This window comes from Syntrophotalea acetylenivorans (genome assembly GCF_001887775.1).
In the GTDB taxonomy this organism is placed as follows: domain Bacteria; phylum Desulfobacterota; class Desulfuromonadia; order Desulfuromonadales; family Syntrophotaleaceae; genus Syntrophotalea_A; species Syntrophotalea_A acetylenivorans.
This window is the reverse complement of sequence record NZ_CP015519.1, coordinates 2601688-2627838: the sequence shown is the minus strand read 5'-3', so window position 1 is coordinate 2627838 and position 26151 is coordinate 2601688. Positions and strand designations below refer to the sequence as shown.

Below are 26151 nucleotides of genomic sequence, written 5' to 3'. Positions count from 1 at the left end.
AAGTGGACGGGCGAAACGCTTTCAGTAATCGATGCCCGGTTGCGGTTCGATATCCTTGCGAAAGGCATGTTTGATCTCGCGCACCTCGCTGACCGTATCGGCCAGCTCAATCACCTGCGGATGGGCATCGCGGCCGGTAAGAATCAAGTGCATGAGAGGCGGCTTGCCCTGCAGGACCTCCAACACCTGCTCAAGATCGACCAGCTTAAGATGCAGGGCATTGTTGATTTCGTCCATAATCAGGATATCGAACTTGCCCGAGGCGATCTTTTCCTTGACCAGCCGAATCGCCTCCTGAGCGTTGGCCCGGTGTTCCTCAAAGGGGTAAGGATTACCTTTTATACCGCAGAAGCCCTTGCCGGTAGAGATCAGTTCCACGCCCTTGAGTTGCTTGACGCCGTCCCATTCTCCGGCATAGAGATCGCCCTTCATGAATTGAATGATGCAGGTACGCAAGCCGTGACCGCATGCGCGCAGAGTCATACCCAGAGCCGAAGAGGTCTTGCCCTTGCCATTGCCGGTAATCACCACGATCAGACCATGGGGGATTTCCGGCATCAGGCGATCGATTTTCAACGGTTTGCTCGCTTTTTCGGTCATAAGACCCCCCTTGTGTTAACTACCCTCCATTTTAAACCATTTCAACCGTCACGCCATAGCCCTACAACCTTTCCATCAAAGATCGAGACCGTATTCGGACCAGCGCCGATCGAGCAAAGCATTCACAGCGGGATCAGGAGCTAGAGAGTTACCTGCCAGACGGGTAGCATCGATGGCCAGACGTGGCCCGTCGTGCAGCAGATCCCGCCGGGCATCGACACGGTTGATAGCCCGCCAGAAACAGCCTCGCGCGTCCTGCACATCGGTCTGCTCATCGACAAACAGCAACAGCTTGGCTTGGTTGAAGGGCTTCCGTCCCCAAAGGGAGCGGGCCAGTTCGGCAATATCGCCATCCCGCTGCCGCCGCACCGCCAGCAGAGCAACCCCGTGAAAAATCGTCTCCATGGGCATGTTGATATCGACAATTTGAGAAAAATCGATCTGTAACAGGGCCAGCAGCAGGCGCTCACTGAGTTTTGCCAGATAACCGCTCTCCATCGGCGGCGGCCCGGTGATCGTAGCGGGGAACAGGGGGTTCCGGCGATGGGTAATGGCGGTGACCCGCAACAGGGAAGCCGGGGCGACCGGATCGTATCCGCCGCGGTGGTTGCCGAAGGGACCTTCCAAGCGACTCGCACCGGGCTCGACCATACCTTCGATGACAAACTCGGCAGCAACCGGCACAGCCAGTTCGTTGGTCAGGCAGGAGGTCATAACCAGCGGTCGGCGCCGCAGCCAGCCGGCCAGGGCCAGCTCATCGGCTCCCTCGGGCAAAGGGACGCTGGAAGCGTAAATAGCTGCCGGATCGCCGCCGAGGGCGATGGCCACCGGCATTGCCTCGCCGCGCTCGGCCCAGGCGTCCTGGTGCCGGGCGCCGCCAGAGCCGGGCCGCCAGCGCAGGGTCGCTTCATCGCGACCGAAAAGTTGCACCCGGTACATGCCGCAATTATCCCGACCGGTTTCGGGATCGCGGGTAAAAACCAGTGGCTGGGTAAGAAACCGCCCGCCGTCACCGGGCCAGCATTGCAAAGCCGGTAGCTGGCGCAAATCGGGGGATTCCATCACCCTGTCCTGGCAAAGGCCATTAGCCACAATCTGCGGTTGCCAGGCCGGCTCAGACAGTAGCCGGCAAAGGCGATCCGCGGCAGAGGCATCCGAATGGCGCGCCAGCTCACTGAGCAAACTGGTCCGCAAATGATCGATCTCTTCCAGACCCACCGCCCAAGCCGCCCGTTGCAGCGAACCGAACAGATTGGTCAAAACCGGGGACCGGTGGCCACGCACCTGCTCGAACCACAGAGCGCGGCGCCCGGCAGCACCCTTACAGACCCGATCGGTGATGGCGGCGATCTCCAGGTGGGGATCGACCTCCGGCACAATCCTGCACAGCTCGTCCCGCGCCTCGAGCAGGTCCAAAAAATCACGCAGATCGGTTACCTGTTGCGGGATCATGATCTGCTCAAACTCCCCATCCCCCGCCGCCCGGCGTCTCAACCACCAGCACGTCACCGGGCTGACCGTCGACGGTGCATTTACCGGGCAGCTCCCGGCATTCGCCATTGCGCAACAGAGCATTGCGGCCCGATTGACCCCGCTGACCTCCGGCCAACCCGTACGGTCCCTGCCGACGCCGGTCGCTGATCAGGGTGATGCGGGCCTCGCCCTGCAGCTGCAATTCTTTAACCACCCCGTCACCGCCGCGGCAGCGCCCTGCCCCGCCACTGCCCGAACGCAATGAATAGCGCCGTACTCGCAGGGGGTAGGCGTGCTCGAGAGCCTCTACCGGGGTATTGAGGGTGTTGGTCATATGGGTCTGCAGGCCACTGGCACCAGGGCCATCCGGCCCGCCACCGGCACCGCCGGCGATCGTTTCATAATAGGCAAAAAGTTGACCGCTTCGGGGATCACAACCACCGATCGTCAAATTATTCATGGTGCCGCAGCTGGCCGCCGGGATCCGTTCCGGCAAAGCCTGGGCCAGCGCACCGAGCAGCACATCGACGATACGCTGCGAAGTCTCGACATTTCCGCCGGCCACCGCTGCGGGAAAGGTGCAATCGACCACCGTCCCCGGTCGGGTGCACACGGCGATAGGCCGCATAGCGCCGGCACTACCGGGCATGCCCGGTGGCGACAACAAGCGAAAAACGTAAAACACCGCCGACAGGGTGATGGCTCGCACCGCATTGACGCACCCCTGCACCTGCGGGGCGCTGTCAGTAAAATCGACAGTGACACCGGTACCGGCTACGGTCAGCTTACAGCAGATGGGAATCGGCAACGAACCGTTGCCGTCATCGTCGAGCTGGTCCACAAAATCATACTGGCCGTCGGGAATAGCGGCCAACACTTCCCGCATCAACCGTTCGCCATAATCGAGCAGGGCGTAGCCGTAGCGCTCCGTTTCCGCCAAACCGTAACGGTCCACCACTTCCCGCAAACGTCGTTCGCCAACCCGATTGGCCGCGATCTGGGCGTTGAGATCCCCTTCCCGTTCCACCGGAGTGCGTACGTTGGCCAACAGCATCGCCAGCAGGTCCTTATCGAGGTGGCCGGCACGGACGATCTTGACCGGAGGAATCCGTAATCCTTCCTGGAAGATTTCGTTGGAAAGGGGCAGGGATCCGGCGCTCATACCGCCGACATCGGCGTGGTGGGCACGGTTGGCAAGAAAAAAGGCCGGTTGCTCCTCGTCAGCAAAAAAAACCGGTTTGACCAAAGTGATGTCCGGCAAATGGGTGCCGCCCCGATAGGGGTCGTTGAGCAACACCATATCCCCCGGAGCGAGATCGCCCCGCTGCAGGGCGGCTGACACCGACAAGGGCATGGAACCGAGATGCACCGGAATATGGGCCGCCTGGGAAATCATCTCGCCGCTGCGGTCGAACAGAGCACAGGAAAAATCCCGCCGTTCCTTGATGTTGGGGGAGAAACCGGTGCGCATGAGCACCGCACCCATCTCTTCGGTGAGAGAAGCGAAACGGTTTTTAAGCACTTCCAGACGAATGGGATCGACTTTTAACGGATTCATGCGTCCTCCCTTTCCAGAAGCAAATTAGCCTTATCATCCACCCGCACTTGCCAGCCGGGGTTAACCAGATGGGTGGCGGTCTCCTCGACGATCAGAGCCGGACCGGAAAAGGCAGCACCGCAAGGCAAGGCGTTTCGCTGATAGACCGGGCAGAGATGTTCTTCCCCGTTCACTACCAGCGGTTCAATCACCAACGGTGTAAAATCCCCGGGGCCGCATAAACCGTGCTGTAGATCGGGACGGGGGCCGCGACCGAGAGCCCGTAAGCGCAGGGTGACGATCTCCAGTTCCCGTTTTTCGTCCCTATATCCGTAGAGGTGTTGATAACGCTCGTGAAAGGTGCGACAAAAATCTCCCGCCAGAGGCACGGTGATCTCAAAGGATTGGCCCCGGTAACGCATATCGAGGGAGGGTTCAAGCTGCAGGTCATCCCCGCAAATGTCCTCGGCGCCCATCTCGGCAATGGCCTGCTGTTCCAGAGGATGAAACAGTTCTGCCAGCACTGCTTGCGTTACGTTTCCCGGACACAGCACCGAACGGGAATAGTCGCGAATCACGTCGGCGAGCACCAGTCCCACGGCCGACAGCAGGCCGGGATGGGCCGGTATCAGAATCCGCTTCATGGCCAGCATCTCAGCCAGAGCGCAGGCATGCAAGCCGCCGGCGCCCCCAAAGGGTAGCAAGGTAAAATCCCGAGGGTCATGGCCTTGAGCTACAGAGACCACTCGCAGGGCACCGGCCATGGTCTCTTCAGCCACCTCGATAATGCCTTCAGCCAGGCGCTGGGGTGATAGACCGGTCGGCGCAGCCAACTCTTCCACCGCTTTCCGGCACCGGTCCACCGCCAGGGGCATACGCCCCCCGAGGAAAAGGTCCGGACGTAGCCGCCCCAGGTAAAGATTGGCGTCGGTTACAGTCACTCGCTCGCCCTGACCGTAACAGACCGGGCCGGGGTCAGCTCCGGCGCTTTCCGGGCCGACCCGCAGTGCGCCGCCGGCATCGATCCGGGCAATGGACCCGCCTCCCGCACCGACCGTGTGAATATCGATCATCGGTACCTTGACCGGCCAATCTGCAATGACCGTTTCGGAGGTCAAGGGGATACGGCCATCGCAGAGACCGACGTCGGTACTGGTGCCGCCCATATCAAAGGTGATGATTTGCTCGCAGCCGGCCGCCCGGGCCGCGGCAAAAGCGCCAACCATCCCCCCGGCAGGACCGGACAGAATGGTGCGCACCGCCTCACTGCCTGCAGTTCCGGCCATAATGGCGCCACCGTTGCTCTGCATGATACGTAGCGGCCGCTTACCGAGTCCGGCCTGCAAACGTTCAAGATAACGGCTCATTACCGGCGACACAGCGGCATTCACCGCCGTGGTCGAGGCCCGTTCGAATTCCCGATATTCCGGCAACACCTGATGGGAAGCCGACACCTGGCAGCCTGCGGCCAGCAGAGCTCGAGCCAACCGTGCCTCGTGCTCCGGGTTAGCATAGGAGTGCAACAGGCAGAGAGCCGCCGACTCGCAATCCGTCGCCTTGACCTCCATGACTACTCTTTCAATCTCGGATTCCCTCAGTTCCTGCTCAACCGTACCGTCCGCCAGAATCCGCTCCTGCACCTCCACCACCCAATCGGCCGGCACCAGGCTCGTACGCCCGGCAGGCTGCAGGGCATAGAGCTGCCCCCGATTCTGACGACCGATCTGCAGCAGGTCACCAAACCCGGCGGTGGTCACCAGAGCCACCTTCGCCCCCTTACCTTCCAACAGGGCGTTGGTCGCCACCGTCGAGCCGTGAAAAACCAGCCCCTGATCATCACCCAACAGATGGCGAACTCCTTCGAGCACTGCCCGGGACGGATCATCGGGGGTTGAAGGGAGTTTGTAAGTTCGCACCTCGTTGCCGTCGAGGAGTACCAGGTCGGTAAAGGTGCCGCCGGTGTCGACGCCTAGCAGGCGGGTGGTTTGTTGATTTTGAGACATGAGTTGTTTCCGTTTACGATGGTTTTTTCAATGAGATCGTTGCTATTTTCGCTTGAAACACCGCGGGGTTGCGTCCCCGCGCGACGCCCTACTCTTTTTACGCGCCAAAAAAGAGTAGGCAGAAAGAGGCGCCCCGGCTCCTTACCCTTCGGGTGCCCTGCGCTACGCAGACGTTTTGCGGGCGGGCAAAAACTCGCTGCGCTCAAACAGTTTCCCCGCCTTTTTCGCAAAACGTCCACTCCGCTCCGGCTGCGTCACAGGGGGGGGGTGGATCAGGTCTTACGTATTACGCTTTACGCCTCACGATTTACGGTTTTCAACCCCCTGTGAGTGCCGCCGAACGCAGGGATTTTAATCCGGAAGAGAAAGACGTCTGAGCGCAGCGAATCTCGTCTTTCCCAGATTAAAACTCCCGGAGAGAGGGAACTCGCCAGAGGCGGGCAAACGGTGGGACCGTTTTCTTTTGGTTACTTTTCTTTCGTCGGTACAAAGAAAAGTAACCCGCCCGACCGGGCGGAACCGGTCGACTTACAACTCTTAAGGAGAAGAAACTCTCCTCCAAAGAAACCCAATCAGAAGCTACTCTCCCCTATCGCAACGCTCCTTAAAACGCCTCTCCAACGCCAGCACATCCGGATTTTTCGGCTGCAGGGCCAAGGCCTCGTCCAAAGCCTGTCGAGTTTCCCCAAGGCAGCCGAGATGCAGGCAGCACTCCGCCAGTTTCAGCCAACAAGCGAAGTCCTTGGGGTTGATTTCCAACGCCTGCCGGTACGCCGCGGCCGCACCGGCCTGATCCCCCAACTGATGGCGGGTTTCGCCGAGCATGTAATGGGCCGGGGCAAAACGCGGGCTGTGATCGACGGCCTGCTCAAAGGTAGCGGCCGCTTCCTTCAGATCCCGCTCCCGATGAAGGGCCATGCCGAGCTCAAAGGTTGCCGCCGTATAGGCGGGACTGGCTGCCACCACCTGGCGAAACTGTTCGATGGCCTGTCGATTGTCACCCTGCTGGGAGTAAACCATACCGAGGATGAACAGGGCCCGCGTGTACTTGGGATTGAGGGAGATGGCCGCATCAAGGGCCTGACGAGCGCCTTGCAGATCGGAGCGGCGCAGATGAGCCAGGCCAAGACGGTAAAGGGTCTCGGCGCTGCCCGGATTCAACTCCAGGGCCTGCTGGTAGCTGGTGATACTACCGGCCAGATCACCGAGGCCGTACTGGGCCATGCCCAGTTTGAACAGCACACGAAAGGGTTCGTTGCTGCCCTGCAGAGCCTGGCGAAAAGCGGCTACCGCCTCGCCGAGATCGCCTTGATCATAGAGGGCCATACCCCGATGGTAATGACCCCTGCTAAAATCGGGCTGCTGCGTTACGGCATCGGTCCATAAGGCGAGAGCTTCATCGATCTTGCCGCGATGATAAAGATCGAGAGCCTTTTCATGCAACCCCTCGACATCGTTGACTAATCGGACGCCGCACTGATCGCAAAACCTGGCTTGCTCGGAAACGATGGCCTGACAACGGGGACATTGCATGGCTCCTCCTCGTTTGTTAAGAACGCACGCTGGGGCTGCAAATAGGCCCTTTTATTAATTGTACAAGGATGGGAACAGTTGCCCTGGTTTTGTTAGGCTTATTATTAACTTTACTCATATTGGACTGAAATGCCCAGGGTCACTGAAATATTTCTATACGAGTTATTTTTTAAACTCAACAGCCCCTTCGACCACTGCTGGCAAGAGAAGTGAGTCGATCGTTTCAGCAACCAACTCTTGAAAAAGGAGCCGCAACCCGCCGGTTTTGATTTATAAGCTCAAGCTGGCTGCAAGTCTCAGCCCACCTCTCCGCTAAGCCTTCTTATCCACCGGTGGCCGACGACTCTTGCGGCGACGCCGGGGCCGTCGGCGAGTTGCCTCCCCTTGTTTCTTTTTAGCCGACGGATCAGCAATGCCTTCGATTGCCTGCCGCCAATCGGCCGCCAGTTCCTGCTCCCGGCCGCTCGCCTCGCTCCACAGACTGAACAGCTCCACCGATGCAGAAGCAAAAGGATGCCGCAGAAAGCGTCCTTCGCCGCGCCGACCGCGACCACGGGCCAGGCGAAAAAATCCAACCAGCAGTTCACGAGCCTGATGGCGAATGGCATTGGAAATGCGAAAATATCCGCAATGGGGCACCAGCAGATGATTGGCAATACGGATGGCGTCGCCGATGGTCTGGATCTCCTGAGCCTGACAGGCATGCCGATAACGCTCCAGAAAGAGCGCCGCCAAGGCCAGATGTTCCTCGATGGGCCGACCGGAATCGGTGCGCCGATCGATTTGCTCCAGCAATTCAAAGGTCTCGACCTCGCCTTCAAAACCGCCCAGCAAGTGGGGCAGCAAACCGAGAGACTGGGCGTCACGCAGCACGGGCGCCGCAACCTTGTGGCGAAACAGCTCCATCAGCTCTTCGCGAATCCGGGCCGTGGCCGCCTCGGCGATAAGAGGCGCCCGCAAGTAAATAGCCTGCCGAACCGATTCGTCAAGATTAAAGCCGAGCCGGGCTGTAAACTCAAGGGCACGCAACATGCGCACTGGATCCTCGGTGAATCGCACCAGAGGGTCACCGATCACACGCAACCGCCGATCGGCAAGATCCTGCAAGCCTCCGACATGGTCGATAACCGAAAAGTCTTCAATATTGTAAAACAGGCCATTGATGCTGAAATCCCGGCGAAAGGCATCTTCCCGAGGAGACCCAAAAACATTTTCCGTAAAGAAAAAGTGCTCGTCGGTGTCGGCAGGCAGCTCCTCGGGGCGGGGTTGACGGCGAAAGGTGGCGACCTCAACCAGATAATTACCGGCAAAGCGGATATGGGCCAGTCGAAACCGCCGACCGACCAGAAAGCAGTTTCGGAACAGCCCCTTAACCTGTTCCGGCGTGGCGTCAGTGGCGACGTCGAAATCCTTCGGCTGACGACCAAGCAGCAAGTCACGCACTCCGCCGCCTACCAGATAGGCCTGGTAACCATGCCGACGCAACCGGTAGAGAACCTTAAGGGTATTTTCGTCGATCTGTTTTCGGGAGATGCAGTGCTCGGCGCGGGGTACAACGAGAGCCTGATCGTTCGTGGAATCGGTGTCGCAGGGTACTGAAGTCATAAGATAACAGTATCAGAAGGCTGTGCCAATGAACCGGCAACGGAGTGGATTATGGTTGGCTAAACCTACCAGAGATAACCGCCAAAAGAAAGAAGGAATCAAGCACCTTAGGCGCAACCATTGAACTTGCCGACAATAACTTCTATTATAGCGATCGGCGTCTTTGTACTGGCCATAAAAGGCCCTATAGGCCTGCGCGGTGTTGCAAGCTTAAGTTTAACCTTTCACGCCGCTTTGCAAAGTAAGGATCTTGATAAAATTATGAGTTGCAACCTGCTCGTTATCCTCGGCCCGACCGCTTCCGGGAAAACCCGCCTCGGTGTGGCTGCCGCTCAGCAGTTCGGCGGTGAAATCATCTCCGCCGACTCCCGCCAGGTCTTCCGCGGCATGGACATCGGCACCGGCAAAGATCTGGCCGAGTATGACGACATCCCTTACCATCTCATCGACATCGTCGAGGCCGGTAGCGAATTCAGTGTCTTCGATTTTCAGGAGCGCTTCGTCGAGGCCTTTAAAGACATCCAAGGCCGCGGTCGATTGCCGATGCTGGTGGGCGGCACCGGCCTCTACCTCGATGCCGCGCTGCGCGGCTACCAGTTGGTCAAAGTGGAGGAGAACCCGGCACTGCGTGCTGAACTGGCCGGATTGAGCCTGACCGGGCTGCAGCAACGACTGCTGCAATTGCGCCCAGAACAGCACAATACCAGCGACCTGCAGGATCGCGAACGACTGGTACGGGCCATCGAGATTGCCACGGGGGAACGGAATACCCCCCCCCTGCCCCTGCCGCCAATAAAGCCGCTGATATTTGGCGTTCGCTGGGACCGTCCGGTACTGCGTCGACGCATCACCGAACGCCTCAAACAACGCCTTGCAGAAGGTATGATCGAGGAAGTGCGGGGGCTGCATGAGATCGGCATCCCCTATGCCAGCCTCGAATATTATGGCCTTGAATATCGGTTTATCGCCCAACACCTGCAAGGCCAACTGAACCGCAACGACATGGTCCAGAAGCTCAACAGCGCCATCCATCAGTTCGCCAAGCGCCAGGAAACCTGGTTTCGACGCATGGAAAAACACGGGGTCGTCATTCACTGGCTCGAAGGGTGCGGTGACCCTCTTGCCCAGCTGCTGGCAATCGCCGCCGAACGGGGTCTTAAACCCCGGGCTTCTGCAGAATGAACAGTCTGCCGAAACCCGTTTTGCGTTATTGCGCCAGCCGTGCTATCGATGGCCCCTGGCAGATCACCGGCAACGAGCGTCACGATTTTTCCATGGCTGTGGTGGTCCCCGCCCTGGCCGAAAGCAACAACTTGCCGGCCACCCTCTATTCCCTGGCCGCCAATCCAGCCGAACACCTGGCCAACACCCTGATTCTGTTGGTAATCAACCAACGCCCGGACAGTACCGCTGAGGAGAAAGAAGACAACTGCCACACCCTGAGGGAACTTGCTGCGGGTTCGTGGAACGGCCAGGCCTGCAACTGGCCTGGATCGATGCAGCCTCACCGGGCCTGGAGCTGCCGATCAAGGACGGCGGGGTCGGCCTGGCCCGTAAGGTCGGCTTCGATCTGGCCCTGAAACGGCTCACCTTCGGGCAATCGGACCCGCTGCTCATCGCCCTAGACGCCGACACCCTGGTGCGCCCCGACTATCTGCCCGCCTTGCATGAGCATTTTCAGGACACGGTCTCCGGAGCGGCCGTCATCCCCTTCTGTCATCAGCCAGGTAACGACCAAGTTCATGACAGGGCCATCGCCCGCTACGAACTCTTTTTACGCTGCCACCTTCTCGGGCTGACTCTAGCCGGCTCGCCCTATGCATTTCACACCGTCGGCAGCACCATGGCCTGCCGAGCCACGGCCTATGCCCGCGCCGGCGGCATGAACCGCCGCCAAGCCGGTGAAGATTTCTACTTTCTGCAGCAGCTTGCCAAAACCGCCGGGGTCGCCCAACTCAGCGGCACCGTCGTCTATCCTTCGGCCCGCCCCTCAAGGCGCACCCCTTTCGGCACCGGCCGCAGCGTCAGTGCCCTGCTGGCCGGGGATAGCGAGGCGGTACTCTTTTATCCGGCGGCCTGTTATACGGTGCTCGGCGAGTGGTTGCAACTGGCCAACGATCAGCTAAACCTTGACGGTGCGACATTGCTGCAGCGGGCCGGCCGATACTGTGAGCCGCTGGCAGATTTTCTTCAAAAAGAAAAATTTCCGGTCCTATGGGATCGCCTTAAAGGCAACCATGGCACTCCGGATGCTCTCCTCAAAGCCTTTCACGACTGGTTCGACGGTCTCAAGACCACCCGCCTGATCCATCATCTGTGCGCCACGTCTTTCCCTCGTTGCCAACCAGAGACCGTCGTCCCCGAACTTCTGAAAGCCGCCGGTCTACCTGCAAGCGCCTGTCTTACCGAACAGTTGGCCGAGCTGCGCCTTCATCAGGGAGCCCTGCCTTAACAGCCTGAAAAACATAATGTTTGCCTGGCCTGTCAAAATATTGTACGTTGGAGGGAAAACCGCTGATAATGTCCGGAAAAGGATGAAGAAATGAGCGAAGAGCAAGTCTCCCACGAAATTAAAGAAGCCCAGAAACGCAAACACTTGCGCTCGCCGATGATTATTCTGAACATTATCAACGCCAGCGGCAGCAAGAGCTTTTTCGGCTATGGTAAAAATATCAGCCTGGGCGGGATGTTCATCGGCACCGTCAACCCTCGGGAAATAGGCACCCGCTTCCGCCTGGAGATCCCCTTGCCTGCTCCGATTCTCAAGATTGTTCAATGCGAATGCGAGGTGGTCTGGAACCGCCAATTCAGTAAAGAGTCGACCCTCGAGCCCGGCATGGGCTTGAAATTTCTCGATATGCCGGAAAGCGATGGCGAAGCTATTGATCGTTGGGTACGCCATCATAAGAGTTGACCAAGACAATTCAGCGACACGACACTTATTCAACAAAAGCCTTCGCACCCTGACTGCGAAGGCTTTTTCTATTGAATGTCGTTATCCACAAAGGTGGCCCCTGCGTTGTTTGTTATTGAAGGACGTTGTTTAGCTTTACGCTTCACCTGGACCGGGGCCGGTGAGAACATCGGCCCCGGTGCGGGCCCGCTCCAGCTCCCTTCGGGCTTCGGCCTTGAGTTGCTGGCGGGCGCTGGTCTTGCCGCCGACCCAGACATCCATGAGCTGGGCCGTTACCAGATCGCCGCAGACGTTGATGGCGGTACGGCTCATATCGAGAATGCGGTCCACACCCAGCACCAGGGCGATGCCAGCTGCGGGCACCCCGACTGTCGACAGCACCATGGCCAGGATGACTATCCCCACCCCGGGGGTGGAGGGCGCACCGATGGAGGCCCCCACGGCGGTCACCACAATCAGGACCATACCGGCCAGGCTGATTTCGATGCCGTAGATCTGCGCCAGGAACAGGGCAGCCACCCCCTGGTAGAGTGCGGTGCCGTTCATATTGATGGTCGCCCCCAAAGGGATTACGAACTGGGAGACGGAGGGACGCACGCCAAGCTTCTCTTCGGCGGTCTTGATGGACAGGGGCATGACCGCCGCCGAACTGGAGGTGGAAAAAGCCAACAGCAGCACCTCCCGCACCGAGCATATAAAGTACCAAGGGGAGCGCCGCAAGCAGAGGAACATGATCAGCAGGTAGACACAAAAAAGAGTAAGCAGTCCGAGCAGTACCGTGCCCACGTAGACCGCCATGCCTAACAGAGCTGCGGTCCCGAGCCGGGCGGTAAGCTGAGCCAACAGTCCGAACACCGCCAGCGGCGCCAGCAGCATGGCCCAGCGCACCACAGTCATGCACACAGCCTGCAGCGAGCCAAGAAGATCGAGCAGAGGCTGGGACTGGACCGGCGACATCATCACCAGCGCCACCCCAACAACCATGGAGAAGATCACCACCTGCAGCATGTCGCTCTCCACCATGGAGGTGAGGGGATTAACCGGCAGCAGGGTGATTACCCTTTGCGGCAGGCTGTTGAGATCGATACCGACCGGCCCCGAGGTCTCAACCGTCGCAGGTGGGACGCCTCCTCCGGTCCCCTGCAGGGCGCTGCTGTCGACGAAGTTGCCCGGCTTGATGAGAGAAGCCAGCACCAGGCCGATAACAATGGCCAGGGCCGTAGTTGCAACGAAGAACAGCACCACCCGTACCCCCATGCGGCGCAGCTGTTCCACATCCTCGGTGGCGGCCAACCCGCGAATGACCGAGGCGACCACCAGCGGAATGACAATCATCTGGATCAGGGCCAGAAACAGCTTGCCGGGAAAAGCCAGCCAGTCGCCGATCACCACGGAAGCCGCCGGACGGACCCAGCCAAGGGACGGGCCAAGCAGAATCCCCGTGCCGACCCCCAGCAGCATGCCAATCAGCACCTGCAACCAGAGGCGCCCGCGAACCAGCGACTGTAGATAGTCGGCCAGAAATTTCAGGGAGCGGGGATGAAGCAACTCCAGGGGGTGGGTTGTTTCCGACGCCTGCGGCATAACGGCAATCCCTTTCTTTCCTCTCGAAACAAAGAATTAGCCCGGCGCGACGCGTGATGAAAGAAAACTGCAAGTCTTTCTCCATGGATCTGTCAAACTTCGAGCCAGGAAAAACAGTACATCGACGAATTATAGAACCCGCCAAAACCCTACCGCTCCAGAACGGAACGAAATAAGGGAATAATCTAAAATGTAGCACGGAATATGAGGGATGAAAGGAAACGGGCGGAAGAGATTTCTGAAACGGCTGCCGGGTCTTGTTTAGCCGTTGGGGTTGCTGCCGCCCGACCTTTCCTGCCGCGCCATGCCTTCTCTATCTGGAGATGGCTTTCAACGCCTTGATCAGCACAGCGGGTTTGTGGATCGAATCGTAGACCGGCAGAACATCCCTGCCGGTATCAAACAGACCATACACCGCCATCTGGGCGCAACGCACCGAGTACTCGACAGTAAAAACGCAATCCTTCGGCACTTCGGCAAACTGGCCGAGGAAAGCCAAATTGGTTGCTCCATCCGGCAGGACATCGGGACGATCCCCCTCGGCGCAGGGCATAAACAGACTGTCGATAAAGGGCATGGCCACCGGTATACAGTTGACCTTACCAGCGTCCACCACCGGCTTCATCAGTTCCTGTATCCTCAAATGGTACCAGAGTTCTTCGAGTATCTCCTCGCCATTGCAATCGGACATTCTCTTCTTGATGTAATTCCCTTCTCGATCAGGGAACAGGCCATATCCCCAAAAAACCTTGACCCCTTGCGGCTGGTTGGGGAAATGCGGTTGCCGGGCTATAACAATCGACATCAACCAGTTGGAATCGACCAGCGTCACCAGACCACCGGTGCCACTCAAATTGCCGGAAAAGTCCTCCATATATTCATGAAAGGTACTGTCTCGCAGGGTCGCTGTGTACGAGTACCATTTCTGCAGATCGATCTGGTCGCTGAAGACACCGGGATTACCAAACGCTTTATCTTTGCTGGCAATCTTTTCCCAAAGCGTCCACGCTCCTGAGCTGGACTTGTCTTTCAATACCGGCGGCCTGATCCAGGAACCCTGATCGGTACTTTCGGTAATGGAGCCGTTGGTGATAAACACATAGCCGTTTTTACCGAGGGCAATGGTTTCTTTAACTCCATCCTTGCCAACCGTGTGCAAAGCCGTAGCTGTCTTCAGATCGGCAGACAGATCGAAGTCGATATCGACCACCCGGGTCTGCAGATGAAACTGTACACCTCTTTCCTGCAGGTAGCGTTGTAGGGGAATGACCACCGAGTGGTACTGGTTATATTTGGTGCGCATGACGCCGCCAAGATGGGGCATCCCATCCAGCAGGTGGATAAAGCGCTTCATGTAACGCCTCATCACAGCCACACTGCTCCACCTCTGGAAGGCGAACATGGTCGCCCACAGATACCAGTAATTGGTGTCGAAAAACTCCCTGTTGAACCAGTCCTCGATCCGCAGATTGTCCAACGATTTTTCCGAAGCAAGGGTCAGTTTCAGCAGGTCCGCCTGATCCTTGATAGAGAGACCGAAGGAGGAAAGGTCCATTCGTTTGCCATCCTTGAGTAGACGGGCCTGAGCATGGGAAACGAAACGGGAACTGAACTCGAAAGACTCGTCCTTAACCGACACAGAAGGATTATCGTAGGAAGGGATGTTGGACAAAAGATCCCAATAGCAGACGAAATGTTTTTCATGCATGCGGCCACCGCGAATAACAAACCCGTGTTCCGCATCGCCGGCACCATCCAGAGCACCACCAGCTACAGTGTCCTGCTCCAGGATATGAATGCTTTCTCCAGGCACTCCGGCATCCTTGATGAGATAGGTGGCACTCGCCAGCGAAGCGATGCCGCTACCGACGAGATAGACCTTGGCATCTTTCGGGTTAGCATTTTTTTCTCTTCGCATCACCTGATTTCCCCTCCGATGATCGGCACCCTCCATCCTGCCCACATTTATGCCTGTTCTGTTTTTAATTATATCGCCTCTTGCCGCCATTTGGAGTTACACCACCCCGAAGTTTGGAGGGGCTTTTACCCCGCGGAATTCCCCGCTTTATGCCCTGATCAAGAAGTCTTCAAGACACTGCTACCGAGCCGGATTTGACCTTTGGCCACCAATCCCTGTACTATGAAGCATCACAGACGGCACCCCGCCAGGGTGTTCCGTTCTGGTCCCGCAAGAGGATCGCTAAGAACATTGCCCAGTGCGATGCTTCGCAGATCCCCTTTCCTTTCAGAGTAGCGCTTGGTTCTGGGCCATCCACAGAATCGGGTCGCGGGTCGCTCTGTCTACTTCCAATCGAATAACCACATTCGGGACGCTGCTAACCGCAGTCGACCATTCTGACCCCCTATTCGCTTTCGTCTGCGGCCTTGATGCAGCTTCGTTCGCGCAATCCTGTTTATTGGATTGCGCCTTACGTATTCCTGTAATCTACCGCCAGACAAGGAGAACCAATGTCAGAAACATGGGTCGAACAGATTCAAAACGAGGTCAACACTCTCGAGAAACTCGAACAATACATCAACATCACTGACGAAGAGCGCAAGGCCATCCGGACCATGCGCACCAAATGGGGCACCACGCCCTATTTCGCCTCACTGATGGATAAGGACGACCCCAACTGCCCGATCCGTCGCCAGGTGTTGCCATCACTGCAAGAGCAGGTCAATGAGTACGGCATGGATCACTACCTGATGTGGAAGGAAAATCGGGAGACCGAAGAAGTGCGTCCGGACAGCATTGCCCGCCAATACCACGACCGCATTGCCTTTACCGTTACCGAGGTCTGCGGCATCTATTGCCGCCACTGTTTCCGCAAAGAGCTGGTGGTCGACCAGGAACTGAAGCTGCGCTTCGATGTTGATGAAGGCCTGGCCTGGATCGCCGAGCACCCGGAGATACGCGATGTCCTCATAACCGGCGGCGACCCGTTGCTGCTATCCGATGAAAAGCTGGAATACCTGATTACCAAACTCCGGGAAATGCCGCATATCGAGATGATCCGCATCGGCACCCGCCTGCCCATCGTGCTACCGCAGCGGATTACCGAGGGCCTGAAAAAGGCCATTGGCGGCTTCCATAAGGTGCCGGTATGGATCAACACCCAATGCAATCATCCCAAGGAGATCACCGGGGACACCGAACGGGCCATTTACGAACTGATGAGTTGCGGCATCAATGTCGGCAATCAGGCGGTATTACTCAAGGGGATCAACGACGACGTACCGACCTTCAAAGAATTGCACCAGAAACTGCTGCGCACCCGCATTCGCCCCTACTACGTCTTCTACTGCGAGCCGGCGCCGGGCATCGACCACTTCCGCACCCCGGTAGAAAAAGGCGCCGAACTGATCCGCGATGCGCTTCGCGGACACACCACCGGCCTGGCCCAACCGATGTACGTGCTGGCGACCAATATCGGCAAGATTCCGCTGATGCCGGACTATTACATTGTTGATAAGGACGAAAAGGAATACACGCTGCGCAACTACAAAGGGGCGACGACCAAGATTCCCAATATGCCAGAGTGATTGAAGATTAGAGCATGAGCTGAGAAGGCAGAAAACAGTGAATGTTCTGCCTTCCCTTTAAAATAAAAATCCCCGCCAGAAACCCGGCGGGGATTTTTATTCAAAGGTGTTGCACGACGACCTACAACGGCCTGCCTCTATCATCACCGTCCGTGCTGGCGAAAAGTCGCCTTGAATTTAGCGATATCCTCCTCTACTTCCTGGCGACTGCGCTCATAAACGATCTCCCGTCCCATCACCGTGCCGGCATAGGCCCGACCGTTGGGGGTCGGCAGCAGCTCACAGCGGACACTGTGATCCCCTTCGCCGAGCAAGACTTTGATCCGCTCGGGGCGCTTTTCGATCAACTGAACGCTCATGACCTGATCGCTTTCCGTCACCCGTACCTTGATCTTCTCGTTAGACATCCATCCCCCCATCAGTGGCAGATTTATTTGATTCTAAAATACACCCTTAGAATTTGTTCTCTATAACTAATTCGCTTAAAGGCAACTGGCCGGGCTTGGGCCAGACGTCTTTGATCTTCTTTCCCACTGCCAGCATCGGCCCCATAACGTGATCGTCTGGCAAGTTGATCAACTCGGCGACCTTTTCGATCTCGTACCCGATCATCGGACAACTATCATACCCCATCGCCTTGGCCGCCAGCATCATATTCTGCATGGCCATACCGATGGAGCGCTGCGCCTCGTCCCGCTGCAGCCATTCCCGGCCTTCGTGGAAGGGCCCCATCCAATCAACCAGCAGTTCGGCAACCTCTTTGGGCGCGTTGCACCAGTAACGCTCGGGCTTTTTGGCCCAGGCCTTGACGTCAGCGGTCATGATGATCAATAGCGAAGCGTCGGTCATTTGCGCTTGGTCGGGGCTGTACTCGGTACGGATCTTTCGCCGCAGCTCCGGATCTCGCACGATGACGAAGCGCCAGTGTTGAATGTTGAAACTGGTCGGCGCCTGAATCGCGGCCTCCAGCAGTTTGGTCTCTTCTTCCGGCGTCAGGCGATGCTCGGGATCGTAGTGTTTCACTGCCCGGCGCTGATAGATGGCATCGAAGGTTTCCATGCTTTGCTCCTTTGGGCTAGGAGTTCGATTTTACCAGTATATAGCGTTTGAAAACTTTCGCTCTTGTTTTGACATCTGCAATCGCAATTCTCCCCAGCGACTTGACACTTTGACTTGCTCACCTATCTTTAAAATCGCATCGCCCACACCGGCTCAAACCAACATTTGTGCTAATAAATCTCGGCATATTCCCTGCAACCAATGCTAAATAGTGCAAATAATCCTGAACACCCTAAGAACCAAGGAGAACTGCCATGGGAACTCATTACAGCACTGAAGATTGCATCGCCTGCGGCGCCTGCGAGCCCGTCTGCCCTGTAGGCGCTATCACGCTCGGGGATCCACTCTACGTCATCGATCAAGGAACATGCAACGATTGCGGAACATGTGACGATGTCTGTCCGATGTATGCCATCAAGTGGACAAAAACCGGCGGTTAGACTTCGGCCCTGAAAAGGACAAAAATACCGGGACCGATTTAATTGAAAAAATATCTGTCCCGGTATTTTTCTACTCACCAACAACAAAATCTATCAAGGAAAGCCCATCATCTCTTTTCGCCCTTCATCCCACAACTTTAGCCTGGCACAAGGCAGACTTTTTAGAAATGTCAACGGCGGTTTCGCTTGTAGCGCCGGGATTGATTCGAAACATTTTTTCAGAAGGTAATTGGGAATACGCGGGCTCAGGTGGTGGACATGGTGGAAACCGATATTGCCGGAAAACCACTGAAAAAGAGCCGGCAATCTATAAAACGAACTGCCCTCCATGGCGGCGCGCAGTGGCACCCAATCACTTTTTGTCGCCCAATAGCCGCCCTCGAACTGATGCTGCACGTAAAACAGCCAGATTCCTGCTGTTCCGGAAAACAACAGAACCGGCACCTGAATCAACAGATAGGTCTTCCACCCGATAACCTTATCGGCAACCCAAATGACGATAAAAATGAGCAGATTGGTAAAAACAACGCTCATATGCTCCTTGCGCTTTACCCGGCGCGTCGGCAGCCGATTGCGCATGGGAAAAAGGAATATCGCCCCCAGCCCGAACAACACCACAGGGTTGCGGTAGAGCTTGTACAGGAGGCGTGTTCTCTTCGGGGAGTTCTGGTACTCTTTCAGGGTCATGGTCCACACATCACCGAAACCCCGCGCATCGAGATTCGCATAGGTTACATGGTGCCGCAGATGACTGAAACGCCAGTCTTCAAATGGGGTAAATACCAGCAAGCCGAGGAGATAACCGAAAAAGGTGTTGGCGCCCTTGCTGGAGAAAAAAGAACCATGTACACAGTCATGAAAAAGTATGAAGATTCGGACCAGAAAAGCTGCGGCAGGCAAGGCTAACAGAAGCGTTACCAGGTAAGAGGACCCGAGTTGAATCGAAAAGACCATCAAATACCACAAGCCACAGTACGGCACCAGAGTGTTAAGCAACTGCCAGATGGCCTTTCGGCTGTCGGAATGTCGAAACGTTGCCAGTTCCGGATACCATTCGGGCCAAACGTGGCCAGAGCTTTTCTTTTTTTCTTTGCTGTTGGGGCTATTCGATTTACCTGTATCCATTTTCAAACCTCCGTCCGGCTATTTTTGCCTTAAGAGACCTGGTCCTGATCAAGGGAAACTTTTTTCGTGCAGAAGGTGATGAATCCATCCCACCATAATATTTATTTTCGCTTATTCTCTCTTCTTTTCAACCACAGGTTGTCCGTGCTCGTCCTGGCTGCTTTTTGCATGCTAAAAGTGGCCTGCCCCCAACCCTCCCAGCCACTTAATGCCACACTGAAATATCTTGGCAGCTAATAAACCCCGGCCATCAACAAACCCCAACGTAAACCTTCCCGCCACTTCCCCGTCTTAAAACAACAACAGCAAAGCTGGAACTTTGCGTCAGCCGCCCAGCAGGTTAATAATTAAAGCGAGACCGTACCTTTTAGGAGGTCGTCATGAAGGCAGCAACCCTATATCATCTGGCCCTTGGGCTGATCATCGCTTCTCTGTTTGTTTTCGGCTTTACCTTTTTGCCGACACAGGTTCGGGCCGAGGACAACGGCTATGCGGAGGCGTCAGAAACCTACAGTCGAGAAGAGCTGGCTCAGATGCTGGCGCCGATCGCTCTGTATCCCGACTCCCTGTTGTCTCAGATCCTGATGGCGTCGACCTACCCCATCGAGGTAATCGAGGCCGATCGCTGGCGCAAAAACAACCGGCATTTGCAGGGCGAAACCCTTGATGACGCGCTGGCAGACGAATATTGGGACCCCAGCGTCAAAGCGCTCTGCCACTTTCCGGATATTCTGAGTCTGATGAGTGAGCGGATCGGCGAGACCACCAATCTGGGCAACGCGTTTCTTGCACAAGAAGAGCAGGTCATGGACACGGTGCAGGAGTTGCGGGCCGCGGCTTATGCGCAGGGCAATCTGACCAGCAGCGACCGCCAGAAGGTGGTGGTTGAAAAAGAGACGATCATCATTCAACCGGCAGACCCCCGAATTGTCTATGTACCCTATTATGATCCTGTGACGATTTACGGCCGTTGGTGGTATCCGGCCTACTCGCCCTGGTACTGGGGACCGCCGGGGGTAAGCATCGGCTTCGGCATCGGGTATTGGCCGGGCTTCTATTTCAGTTTCAGCTACGGCAACTGGAGCTATTTTAACTGGCACCGGCGCTACGTTCATATTGATGTTCACAAGCGACCGCGCTATGTCCACCACACTCGCTGGTATACCCATCACGGTCGCTGGCATCACACCCCGGCATACCGGCGCGGAGTCGCCTATCGCGACAACCGTACGGCTCGAAAGTACGACCAGGCACCCCGTACCCTTCATTACCGACGGGATACCCGGGGGTTTCCGCAGCGACAGGAGTTGATTCGCACCGGACGCAGCATCGACAGAACTCGCCAACGGATGGATCAACAACGGATTGACCGCCAGCAAATAGAACGCACAACGCAAACCCGAGAAAGAGTTGAGACGAACCGGCACAGAGGTACAATGACCCCAAGCATCCGGCAGCCACGGACCAGAGTGGACACCAACCGGTCGATACGGACCCAGATTGAGCGGGACCGGAAACAGCGGGGCCAAATGACCAAAGAGACCCGCCAGCAGCGGCGGATTGACCGCAGCGAATACAAAAAGTCGCAACAGGTGCGAGTGGGGCGGGACCGAAAGGCAAGCCAACCGGCGGTACGGATGCAGCGGCAGAAACGAATCGAGCAGACAGCACCTCGGCAACAAGTAGAACGCCAACCGCGTCGGCAGCCCCGGGATAGTGCCTTCAACCGCATCGATCAGGGTGTGAAAGAGCGCCGATCGAGCGAACGGGGCCGCAACAGTTGGCAAGGCCGAACGGGAAACACCCGAGAAAACCGTACAACTAGGGGAATCAACCACAGTTATCGGGACCGCAACAGGCGATAGAAAGGGACATCCATGATGCTGCCGAAGACATATGGACAAAGAAATCTGCGCTGGTTTTTCGGTGCGACGGCAATGATCATTGCGCTGGCAGGTTGTCGCACTTCAATCCAAGTCCCGACCGACCGGCATGGATTTGACTCCCCGCAGCAGGCCGTGGTCAGTCTGGTGGCGGCGGTGCAGCACGATGATGACAGCGTACTGCTGGCGATCCTCGGCCCCGACGCCCAGGACCTGATCACGTCCGGTGATCCGGTGGCGGATAAAAACAGCCGAAAACGCTTTTTACAGGTTTTTGCCGAAAAACACCGCCTTGATAAAGATCAGGCAGGCAAGGCCGTACTCATCATCGGCAACAAGGATTATCCCTTCCCCATCCCTCTTCGACAACACGGCGACGTCTGGGTCTTCGATACAAGTGCAGGCAGAGAAGAAATCCTTAACCGACGCATCGGTCGCAACGAGCTGCACACCATCGAGGTCATGCGAGCTTATACCGCGGCTCAACGGGAATATGCCAGCAACCGGCATCACAAAGTGAATCCGACCTTCGCTCAGAAACTAACGAGCAGTGAAGGCCAGAGGGACGGCCTCTATTGGCCGGTAGCCGAGGGCGAGACAGAAAGTCCCTTCGGCCTGCTGATCGCAAGGGCCACCGAAGAAGGCTACGAGGACGGACTGGCTGAGAACCCTCCGGAGCCGTTTCATGGTTATTTCTTCAAAATCCTCAAGGCCCAGGGTACCCATGCCAGGGGCGGCGCCTTTAACTACGTGGCCGGGGGACGGATGGTGCTCGGTTTTGCCATGGTCGCCTACCCCGCCAAGTACGAGGCTTCGGGGATCATGACCTTTATCGTCAATCAGGAAGGAGTGATCTATGAGAAGGACCTCGGGGAAGAGACCGCCGACAAGGCCCTGGCCATGACCGATTTTGACCCAGACGACAGCTGGCAAAAGTACGAAGATTGAGTTCTGACCAGCTGCAGATCAAGGATAAATAAAGGCCATCCTGGTTTAGTAAATCAGGATGGCCTTTTTCTTTTCAACAAATAACGGGGATTAAATTGACATAAACTCAGGCGTGGCGCTCAGTCCTGTTTCCATTCAGGGCTGCAGACTTTTTAAAAAATCCCCGAGCAGGGCACCACCCTGTTCGGTAAGTGAAAAAGCCTCGCTGTCCATCAGCCAGGTATGCAGCAGGCCGATCATCAGGGCACGCAGGGCCAGGGCCGCCTGGACACAATCGACATCGGCGCGTACCTGACCGGCAGCCTGCAAATGCCGCAGGTCATCCTCGTCCTTTTGCTGTCGGCGGCGCAGCTTGTTCTGGTACTGATCCCGCACTGGCAAGAGATCATCGGTAAACTCGGTACGAAAGATCACCGTTTCGAAATACTTACGAAAGCGCTGATCCTGCTCCAGCTGACGAAAATATCGCAACAGCCCGTCCTGTATATCGACCAGGGAATTGACCTGCAACTGCAACAGGTCCTCAAGGCGTATTCCAGCCGACCCCTCGATCTCGTCCTTGAGTCCGACGAAGAGATCGACCTTATCCTTGAAATGCCAGTAAATGGCACCGCGGGTCACCCCGGCCTTGCGGGCGATCTGATCCAGGGTAGTGCGGGAATAGCCTCGCTCGTGGAACAACTCCAGCGCAGCGTTCAGAATATCCTGCCGGGTTTGTTCGGCTTCGGCTTTGGTTTTGCGGGCCATCAGCGAATCTCCTTCGGCAACATCAGAATAATTATCCTTTCCAACGGGACCGGATCTTTTCACTGGCCCTCTGGATGACCACGTAAAAGACCGGCACGAAGATCAATAACAGCAGGGTGGCGGCGATCATGCCGCCGAATACGGCGGTGCCGAGTGCCTGGCGGCTGGCGGAACCTGCGCCACTGGCGATAACCAGCGGGGCTACACCGAGGATGAAAGTGAAAGCGGTCATCAGCACCGGACGAAAGCGCAGCGCTGCCGCCCCAAGGGAGGCTTCGACGATCTCTTCCCCCTCTTCGCGCTTGGACTTGGCGAACTCGACGATCAGAATCGAGGTCTTAGAGGCCAAGGCAATAAGCAACACGATACCGATCTGAGTGTAGACGTTGACGTCCATGCCGCGAACCATAACCGCGCCGACGGTGCCAAGCAGGGCCAGGGGCACCGACAAAATGACCATCAGGGGACTCGACCAGCTTTCGTACTGGGCACAGAGTACCAAATAAACAAAGGTCACCGCCAGCAGGAAGATCAGCAGGGTCTGGCTGCTGGTGATCTTTTCCTGATAGGACATGCCGGTCCACTCGTAGCCAAAAGAGGCCGGCAAATTGCTATCGGCCAGCTGTTCCATAAGGGCCAGAGCCTCGCCGGAGCTGTGGCCCGGGCCAGCCCGACCGTTGATGGTGGCCGAAGGATACATGTTGTAACGTTTGACCAGCTGCGGCCCGACCGCTTCATCGATATCCACCACGCTTCCCAGAGGAATCATCTGGCCGCGATTGTTGCGCAACTCCAGACGGCGGATATCTTCGGCGCTGCTGCGGAAGGGAGCGTCGGCCTGCACCTTGACTTGATAGGTTCTACCGAATTTATTGAAGTCATTGACATACACCGAGCCAAGGTAAGCCTGCAAAGTATCGAACACGTTATTCAAGGGGATATCGAGGGTCTTGGCCTGGGTACGATCGACATCGGCATAGAGCTGCGGTACGTTGGCGCGAAAGGTGCTGTAGACCCGCTGTAACTGAGACTGACTGTTGGCGGATTGAATCACCCCGCCGGCCACCTGTTGCAGGGTATCGAGACCGACTCCTCCGCGATCCTGCAACTCCATGAGAAAACCGCCGGCAAAACCGAGTCCGCGAATGGCCGGCGGGACGAAGGCAAAGATCCGTGCTTCTTGAATGTCGGCGAACTCCTTCCACATACGGCCGACCAGAGCATCCTGTTTGAGATGGGGGGCGTTGCGTTCCTGCCAGGGATCGAATACCACCCAGACGGTGGCCATGTTGGAGCTTGGGGCCATGTCGATGAGGGAGAAGCCGATAATCGAAACCCAATCCCGCACACCGTCCATCCTGGCAAATCGACGGTTGATCTCTTCGACCACCTCGGCAGTGCGCTCCACGGAAGCGGCATCGGGCAACTGAATGCTGACGAAGGCGTAGCCCTGATCTTCAGCCGGCACGAAACCGGTGGGCAGTCGGCTGAATCCCCAAAAGGCGCCGCCGGCCAGAATCAGAAAAAGGACCAGGGTCAGTGCGGCGCGGCGGATCAGGCCGGACAACAGCCGGGCGTAGATGTTGCGCGTATAGTCAAAAGAGTTGTTGAAGAGACGGAAAAACCCCTTGTTACTGACCTGGGTGGGCCGCAACACTAGTGCGCAGAGAGCCGGGCTGAGGGTCAGAGCGTTGATGGAGCTGAACACAGTAGCCGCAGAGATAGTCAGGGCGAACTGCCGGTAGAGCTGGCCGGTGATGCCGCCGAGAAAGGCGGTGGGCACAAACACCGCCAGCATGACCAGGGTGGTGGCAATAACCGGCCCGGTCACCTCGTCCATAGCTTGAATCGTCGCCTCGCGGGCCGACAATCCCAGCTCGTTGATATTACGGACGGTGTTTTCCACCACCACGATAGCGTCATCGACCACGATGCCGATAGCCAGAACAATGCCGAACAGCGATATCAAGTTGATGCCGATGCCGAGAGCGGCCATAACGGCGAAGGTACCGATCAACGACACCGGAATGGTTATGGCCGGGATCAGGGTCGCACGCCAGTCTTGCAAAAAGACGAAGATGGTGACAAACACCAGCAGCACCGCAATGAGCAGGGTCTGTACTACCTCTTCGATAGCGGTATCGACAAAGGTGGTGGTATTGAAAGGCACATGATAAGCCATACCCTCCGGAAAATCCTTGGACAGGTTAGCCAACTTGGCCTGTACCTGGTCGGCCACATCCAAAGCGTTGGCGCCGGGCAACTGATAGATACCGATAGCCACCGAGGGTTTACCCTTGTACTGGGTCCGTTCGCCGTAATTCTTGGCGCCCAGTTCGATGCGGGCTACGTCGTTAACCCGTGTCAGGCGGCCGTCCTCTGCATTCTTGACAATGATTTCGCCGAACTGTTGGACATTCTTCAGGCGACCGAGGGTGGTCACCGTATACTGAAAACTCTGCCCGCTGGGGGCCGGGTCCTGGCCAACCATACCGGCGGCGACCTGCACGTTCTGTTCACGCAGAGCAGCGACCACGTCGCTGGTAGTAAGCTGCCTGGCCTTGAGCCGGTCGGCGTCGAGCCAGATGCGCATACTGTAGTCCCGAGCACCGAAAATACGCACATCGCCGACCCCATTAATACGGGCCAGTTCATCCTTGATACGCAGGGTTGCGTAGTTGCTCAGGTAGAGGGTGTCGTATTCTTCCTCGGGAGCAAACAGAGAGGCAATAAGCAGAATGTTAGTCGACTGTTTTTTGGTGGAGACTCCAAGGCGCTTGACCTCTTCGGGAAGGGTCGGTTCGGCGATGGCCACCCGGTTCTGCACCAGCACCGCCGCCATGTCCAGATCGGTGCCGACCTCGAAGGTCACGGTCAGGGTATAGCTGCCGGTGTTGGAACTGGTCGAGGACATGTACAGCATGTTTTCGACGCCATTGACCTGTTCCTCAATGGGCTGGGCCACGGTTTCCGCCACCACTTCGGCATTGGCACCGGGATAGTTGGCCGTGACCTGAACCGTAGGCGGCGAGATTTCAGGATATTGGGCTATTGGCAGGGTGCGCATGGTCACCAGGCCGGCAATAACGATAACGATGGAGATGACCGAAGCGAAAATCGGCCGGTCGATGAAAAAACGACTGAACATTACTGC

General features: G+C 57.1%; 21 protein-coding genes. 8 read left to right on the top strand and 13 right to left on the bottom strand.

The features are described 5' to 3' along the window. Positions 1-21: 21 nt before the first annotated feature. The 6 genes from A7E78_RS12010 to pcnB all read right to left on the bottom strand — a co-directional run bounded on the left by A7E78_RS12010 (position 22) and on the right by pcnB (position 8751). Positions 22-600, bottom strand: a complete 579-nt coding sequence (locus A7E78_RS12010; RefSeq protein WP_083553075.1) for a cob(I)yrinic acid a,c-diamide adenosyltransferase — start codon at positions 598-600, stop codon at positions 22-24. Between the two features lie 75 nt (positions 601-675). Then, on the bottom strand, positions 676-2052 hold the full coding sequence (locus A7E78_RS12005) for a UbiD family decarboxylase (protein WP_072284506.1): 1377 nt from the start codon (positions 2050-2052) through the stop codon (positions 676-678). A 7-nt stretch (positions 2053-2059) separates the two neighbouring features. Continuing rightward, positions 2060-3631, bottom strand: coding sequence for a hydantoinase B/oxoprolinase family protein (locus tag A7E78_RS12000; RefSeq protein ID WP_072284505.1), 1572 nt, complete (start codon positions 3629-3631; stop codon positions 2060-2062). Further along, positions 3628-5613 carry a hydantoinase/oxoprolinase family protein gene (locus A7E78_RS11995; protein WP_072284504.1) on the bottom strand — a complete coding sequence of 662 codons (1986 nt, stop codon included), beginning with the start codon at positions 5611-5613 and terminating at the stop codon, positions 3628-3630. The genes A7E78_RS12000 and A7E78_RS11995 overlap by 4 nt, the downstream gene beginning before the upstream one ends. A gap of 579 nt (positions 5614-6192) precedes the next feature. Further along, the gene (locus A7E78_RS11990) at positions 6193-7146 is read right to left on the bottom strand and encodes a tetratricopeptide repeat protein (protein WP_072284503.1); all 954 of its coding nucleotides are present in this window, start codon (positions 7144-7146) and stop codon (positions 6193-6195) included. A gap of 312 nt (positions 7147-7458) precedes the next feature. Continuing rightward, on the bottom strand, positions 7459-8751 hold the full coding sequence (pcnB, locus tag A7E78_RS11985) for a polynucleotide adenylyltransferase PcnB (protein ID WP_072284502.1): 1293 nt from the start codon (positions 8749-8751) through the stop codon (positions 7459-7461). Positions 8752-9012: 261 nt separating this feature from the next. Between pcnB and miaA the strand changes: the two genes are divergently transcribed. From miaA to A7E78_RS11970, 4 genes are all read left to right on the top strand, one after another. Further along, on the top strand, positions 9013-9933 hold the full coding sequence (gene miaA, locus A7E78_RS11980; protein ID WP_072284501.1) for a tRNA (adenosine(37)-N6)-dimethylallyltransferase MiaA: 921 nt from the start codon (positions 9013-9015) through the stop codon (positions 9931-9933). Further along, positions 9930-10331 carry a hypothetical protein gene (locus A7E78_RS15090; RefSeq protein WP_158516110.1) on the top strand — a complete coding sequence of 134 codons (402 nt, stop codon included), beginning with the start codon at positions 9930-9932 and terminating at the stop codon, positions 10329-10331. Before miaA ends, A7E78_RS15090 begins: the two co-directional genes overlap by 4 nt. Further along, on the top strand, positions 10214-11203 hold the full coding sequence (locus tag A7E78_RS11975) for a glycosyltransferase (RefSeq protein WP_072284500.1): 990 nt from the start codon (positions 10214-10216) through the stop codon (positions 11201-11203). Before A7E78_RS15090 ends, A7E78_RS11975 begins: the two co-directional genes overlap by 118 nt. Before the next feature lie 90 nt (positions 11204-11293). After that, positions 11294-11665 (top strand): PilZ domain-containing protein, encoded by a 372-nt coding sequence (locus A7E78_RS11970; protein ID WP_072284499.1) that lies wholly within the window; start codon positions 11294-11296, stop codon positions 11663-11665. 135 nt (positions 11666-11800) lie between these two features. On the opposite strand, the gene A7E78_RS11965 is transcribed toward A7E78_RS11970, so the two are convergent. Together A7E78_RS11965 and A7E78_RS11960 are read right to left on the bottom strand one after the other, a co-directional pair. Further along, the gene (locus tag A7E78_RS11965; RefSeq protein WP_072284498.1) at positions 11801-13249 is read right to left on the bottom strand and encodes a dicarboxylate/amino acid:cation symporter; all 1449 of its coding nucleotides are present in this window, start codon (positions 13247-13249) and stop codon (positions 11801-11803) included. 313 nt (positions 13250-13562) lie between these two features. After that, on the bottom strand, positions 13563-15167 hold the full coding sequence (locus A7E78_RS11960; RefSeq protein WP_072284497.1) for an oleate hydratase: 1605 nt from the start codon (positions 15165-15167) through the stop codon (positions 13563-13565). Between the two features lie 551 nt (positions 15168-15718). Here A7E78_RS11960 and A7E78_RS11955 point away from each other — a divergent pair. After that, positions 15719-16795 carry a KamA family radical SAM protein gene (locus A7E78_RS11955; RefSeq protein ID WP_072284496.1) on the top strand — a complete coding sequence of 359 codons (1077 nt, stop codon included), beginning with the start codon at positions 15719-15721 and terminating at the stop codon, positions 16793-16795. 143 nt (positions 16796-16938) lie between these two features. Here A7E78_RS11955 and A7E78_RS11950 read toward each other — a convergent pair whose 3' ends face one another. Both A7E78_RS11950 and A7E78_RS11945 read right to left on the bottom strand, forming a co-directional pair. Then, positions 16939-17202, bottom strand: a complete 264-nt coding sequence (locus A7E78_RS11950) for a hypothetical protein (RefSeq protein ID WP_072284495.1) — start codon at positions 17200-17202, stop codon at positions 16939-16941. A 46-nt stretch (positions 17203-17248) separates the two neighbouring features. Further along, complete coding sequence (locus A7E78_RS11945) at positions 17249-17854, bottom strand: nitroreductase family protein (RefSeq protein WP_072284494.1); 606 nt, start codon at positions 17852-17854, stop codon at positions 17249-17251. Between the two features lie 254 nt (positions 17855-18108). Here A7E78_RS11945 and A7E78_RS11940 point away from each other — a divergent pair, with 254 nt between their 5' ends. Next, complete coding sequence (locus tag A7E78_RS11940) at positions 18109-18294, top strand: DUF362 domain-containing protein (protein ID WP_072284493.1); 186 nt, start codon at positions 18109-18111, stop codon at positions 18292-18294. Between the two features lie 93 nt (positions 18295-18387). On the opposite strand, the gene A7E78_RS11935 is transcribed toward A7E78_RS11940, so the two are convergent. Further along, positions 18388-19419: a fatty acid desaturase gene (locus tag A7E78_RS11935; RefSeq protein WP_083553071.1), complete on the bottom strand. Its 1032-nt coding sequence runs from the start codon at positions 19417-19419 to the stop codon at positions 18388-18390. A gap of 380 nt (positions 19420-19799) precedes the next feature. Here A7E78_RS11935 and A7E78_RS11930 point away from each other — a divergent pair, with 380 nt between their 5' ends. Further along, entirely contained in the window at positions 19800-21284 is a 1485-nt protein-coding gene (locus tag A7E78_RS11930; protein ID WP_072284492.1) for a DUF3300 domain-containing protein, read from the top strand. Between the two features lie 12 nt (positions 21285-21296). Beyond that, positions 21297-22250, top strand: coding sequence for a DUF2950 domain-containing protein (locus A7E78_RS11925; protein WP_083553069.1), 954 nt, complete (start codon positions 21297-21299; stop codon positions 22248-22250). Between the two features lie 135 nt (positions 22251-22385). On the opposite strand, the gene A7E78_RS15655 is transcribed toward A7E78_RS11925, so the two are convergent. Beyond that, positions 22386-22997 (bottom strand): TetR family transcriptional regulator, encoded by a 612-nt coding sequence (locus tag A7E78_RS15655; protein WP_072284491.1) that lies wholly within the window; start codon positions 22995-22997, stop codon positions 22386-22388. A 31-nt stretch (positions 22998-23028) separates the two neighbouring features. Continuing rightward, positions 23029-26145 (bottom strand): efflux RND transporter permease subunit, encoded by a 3117-nt coding sequence (locus A7E78_RS11915; protein WP_072284490.1) that lies wholly within the window; start codon positions 26143-26145, stop codon positions 23029-23031. Positions 26146-26151 lie beyond the last annotated feature (6 nt).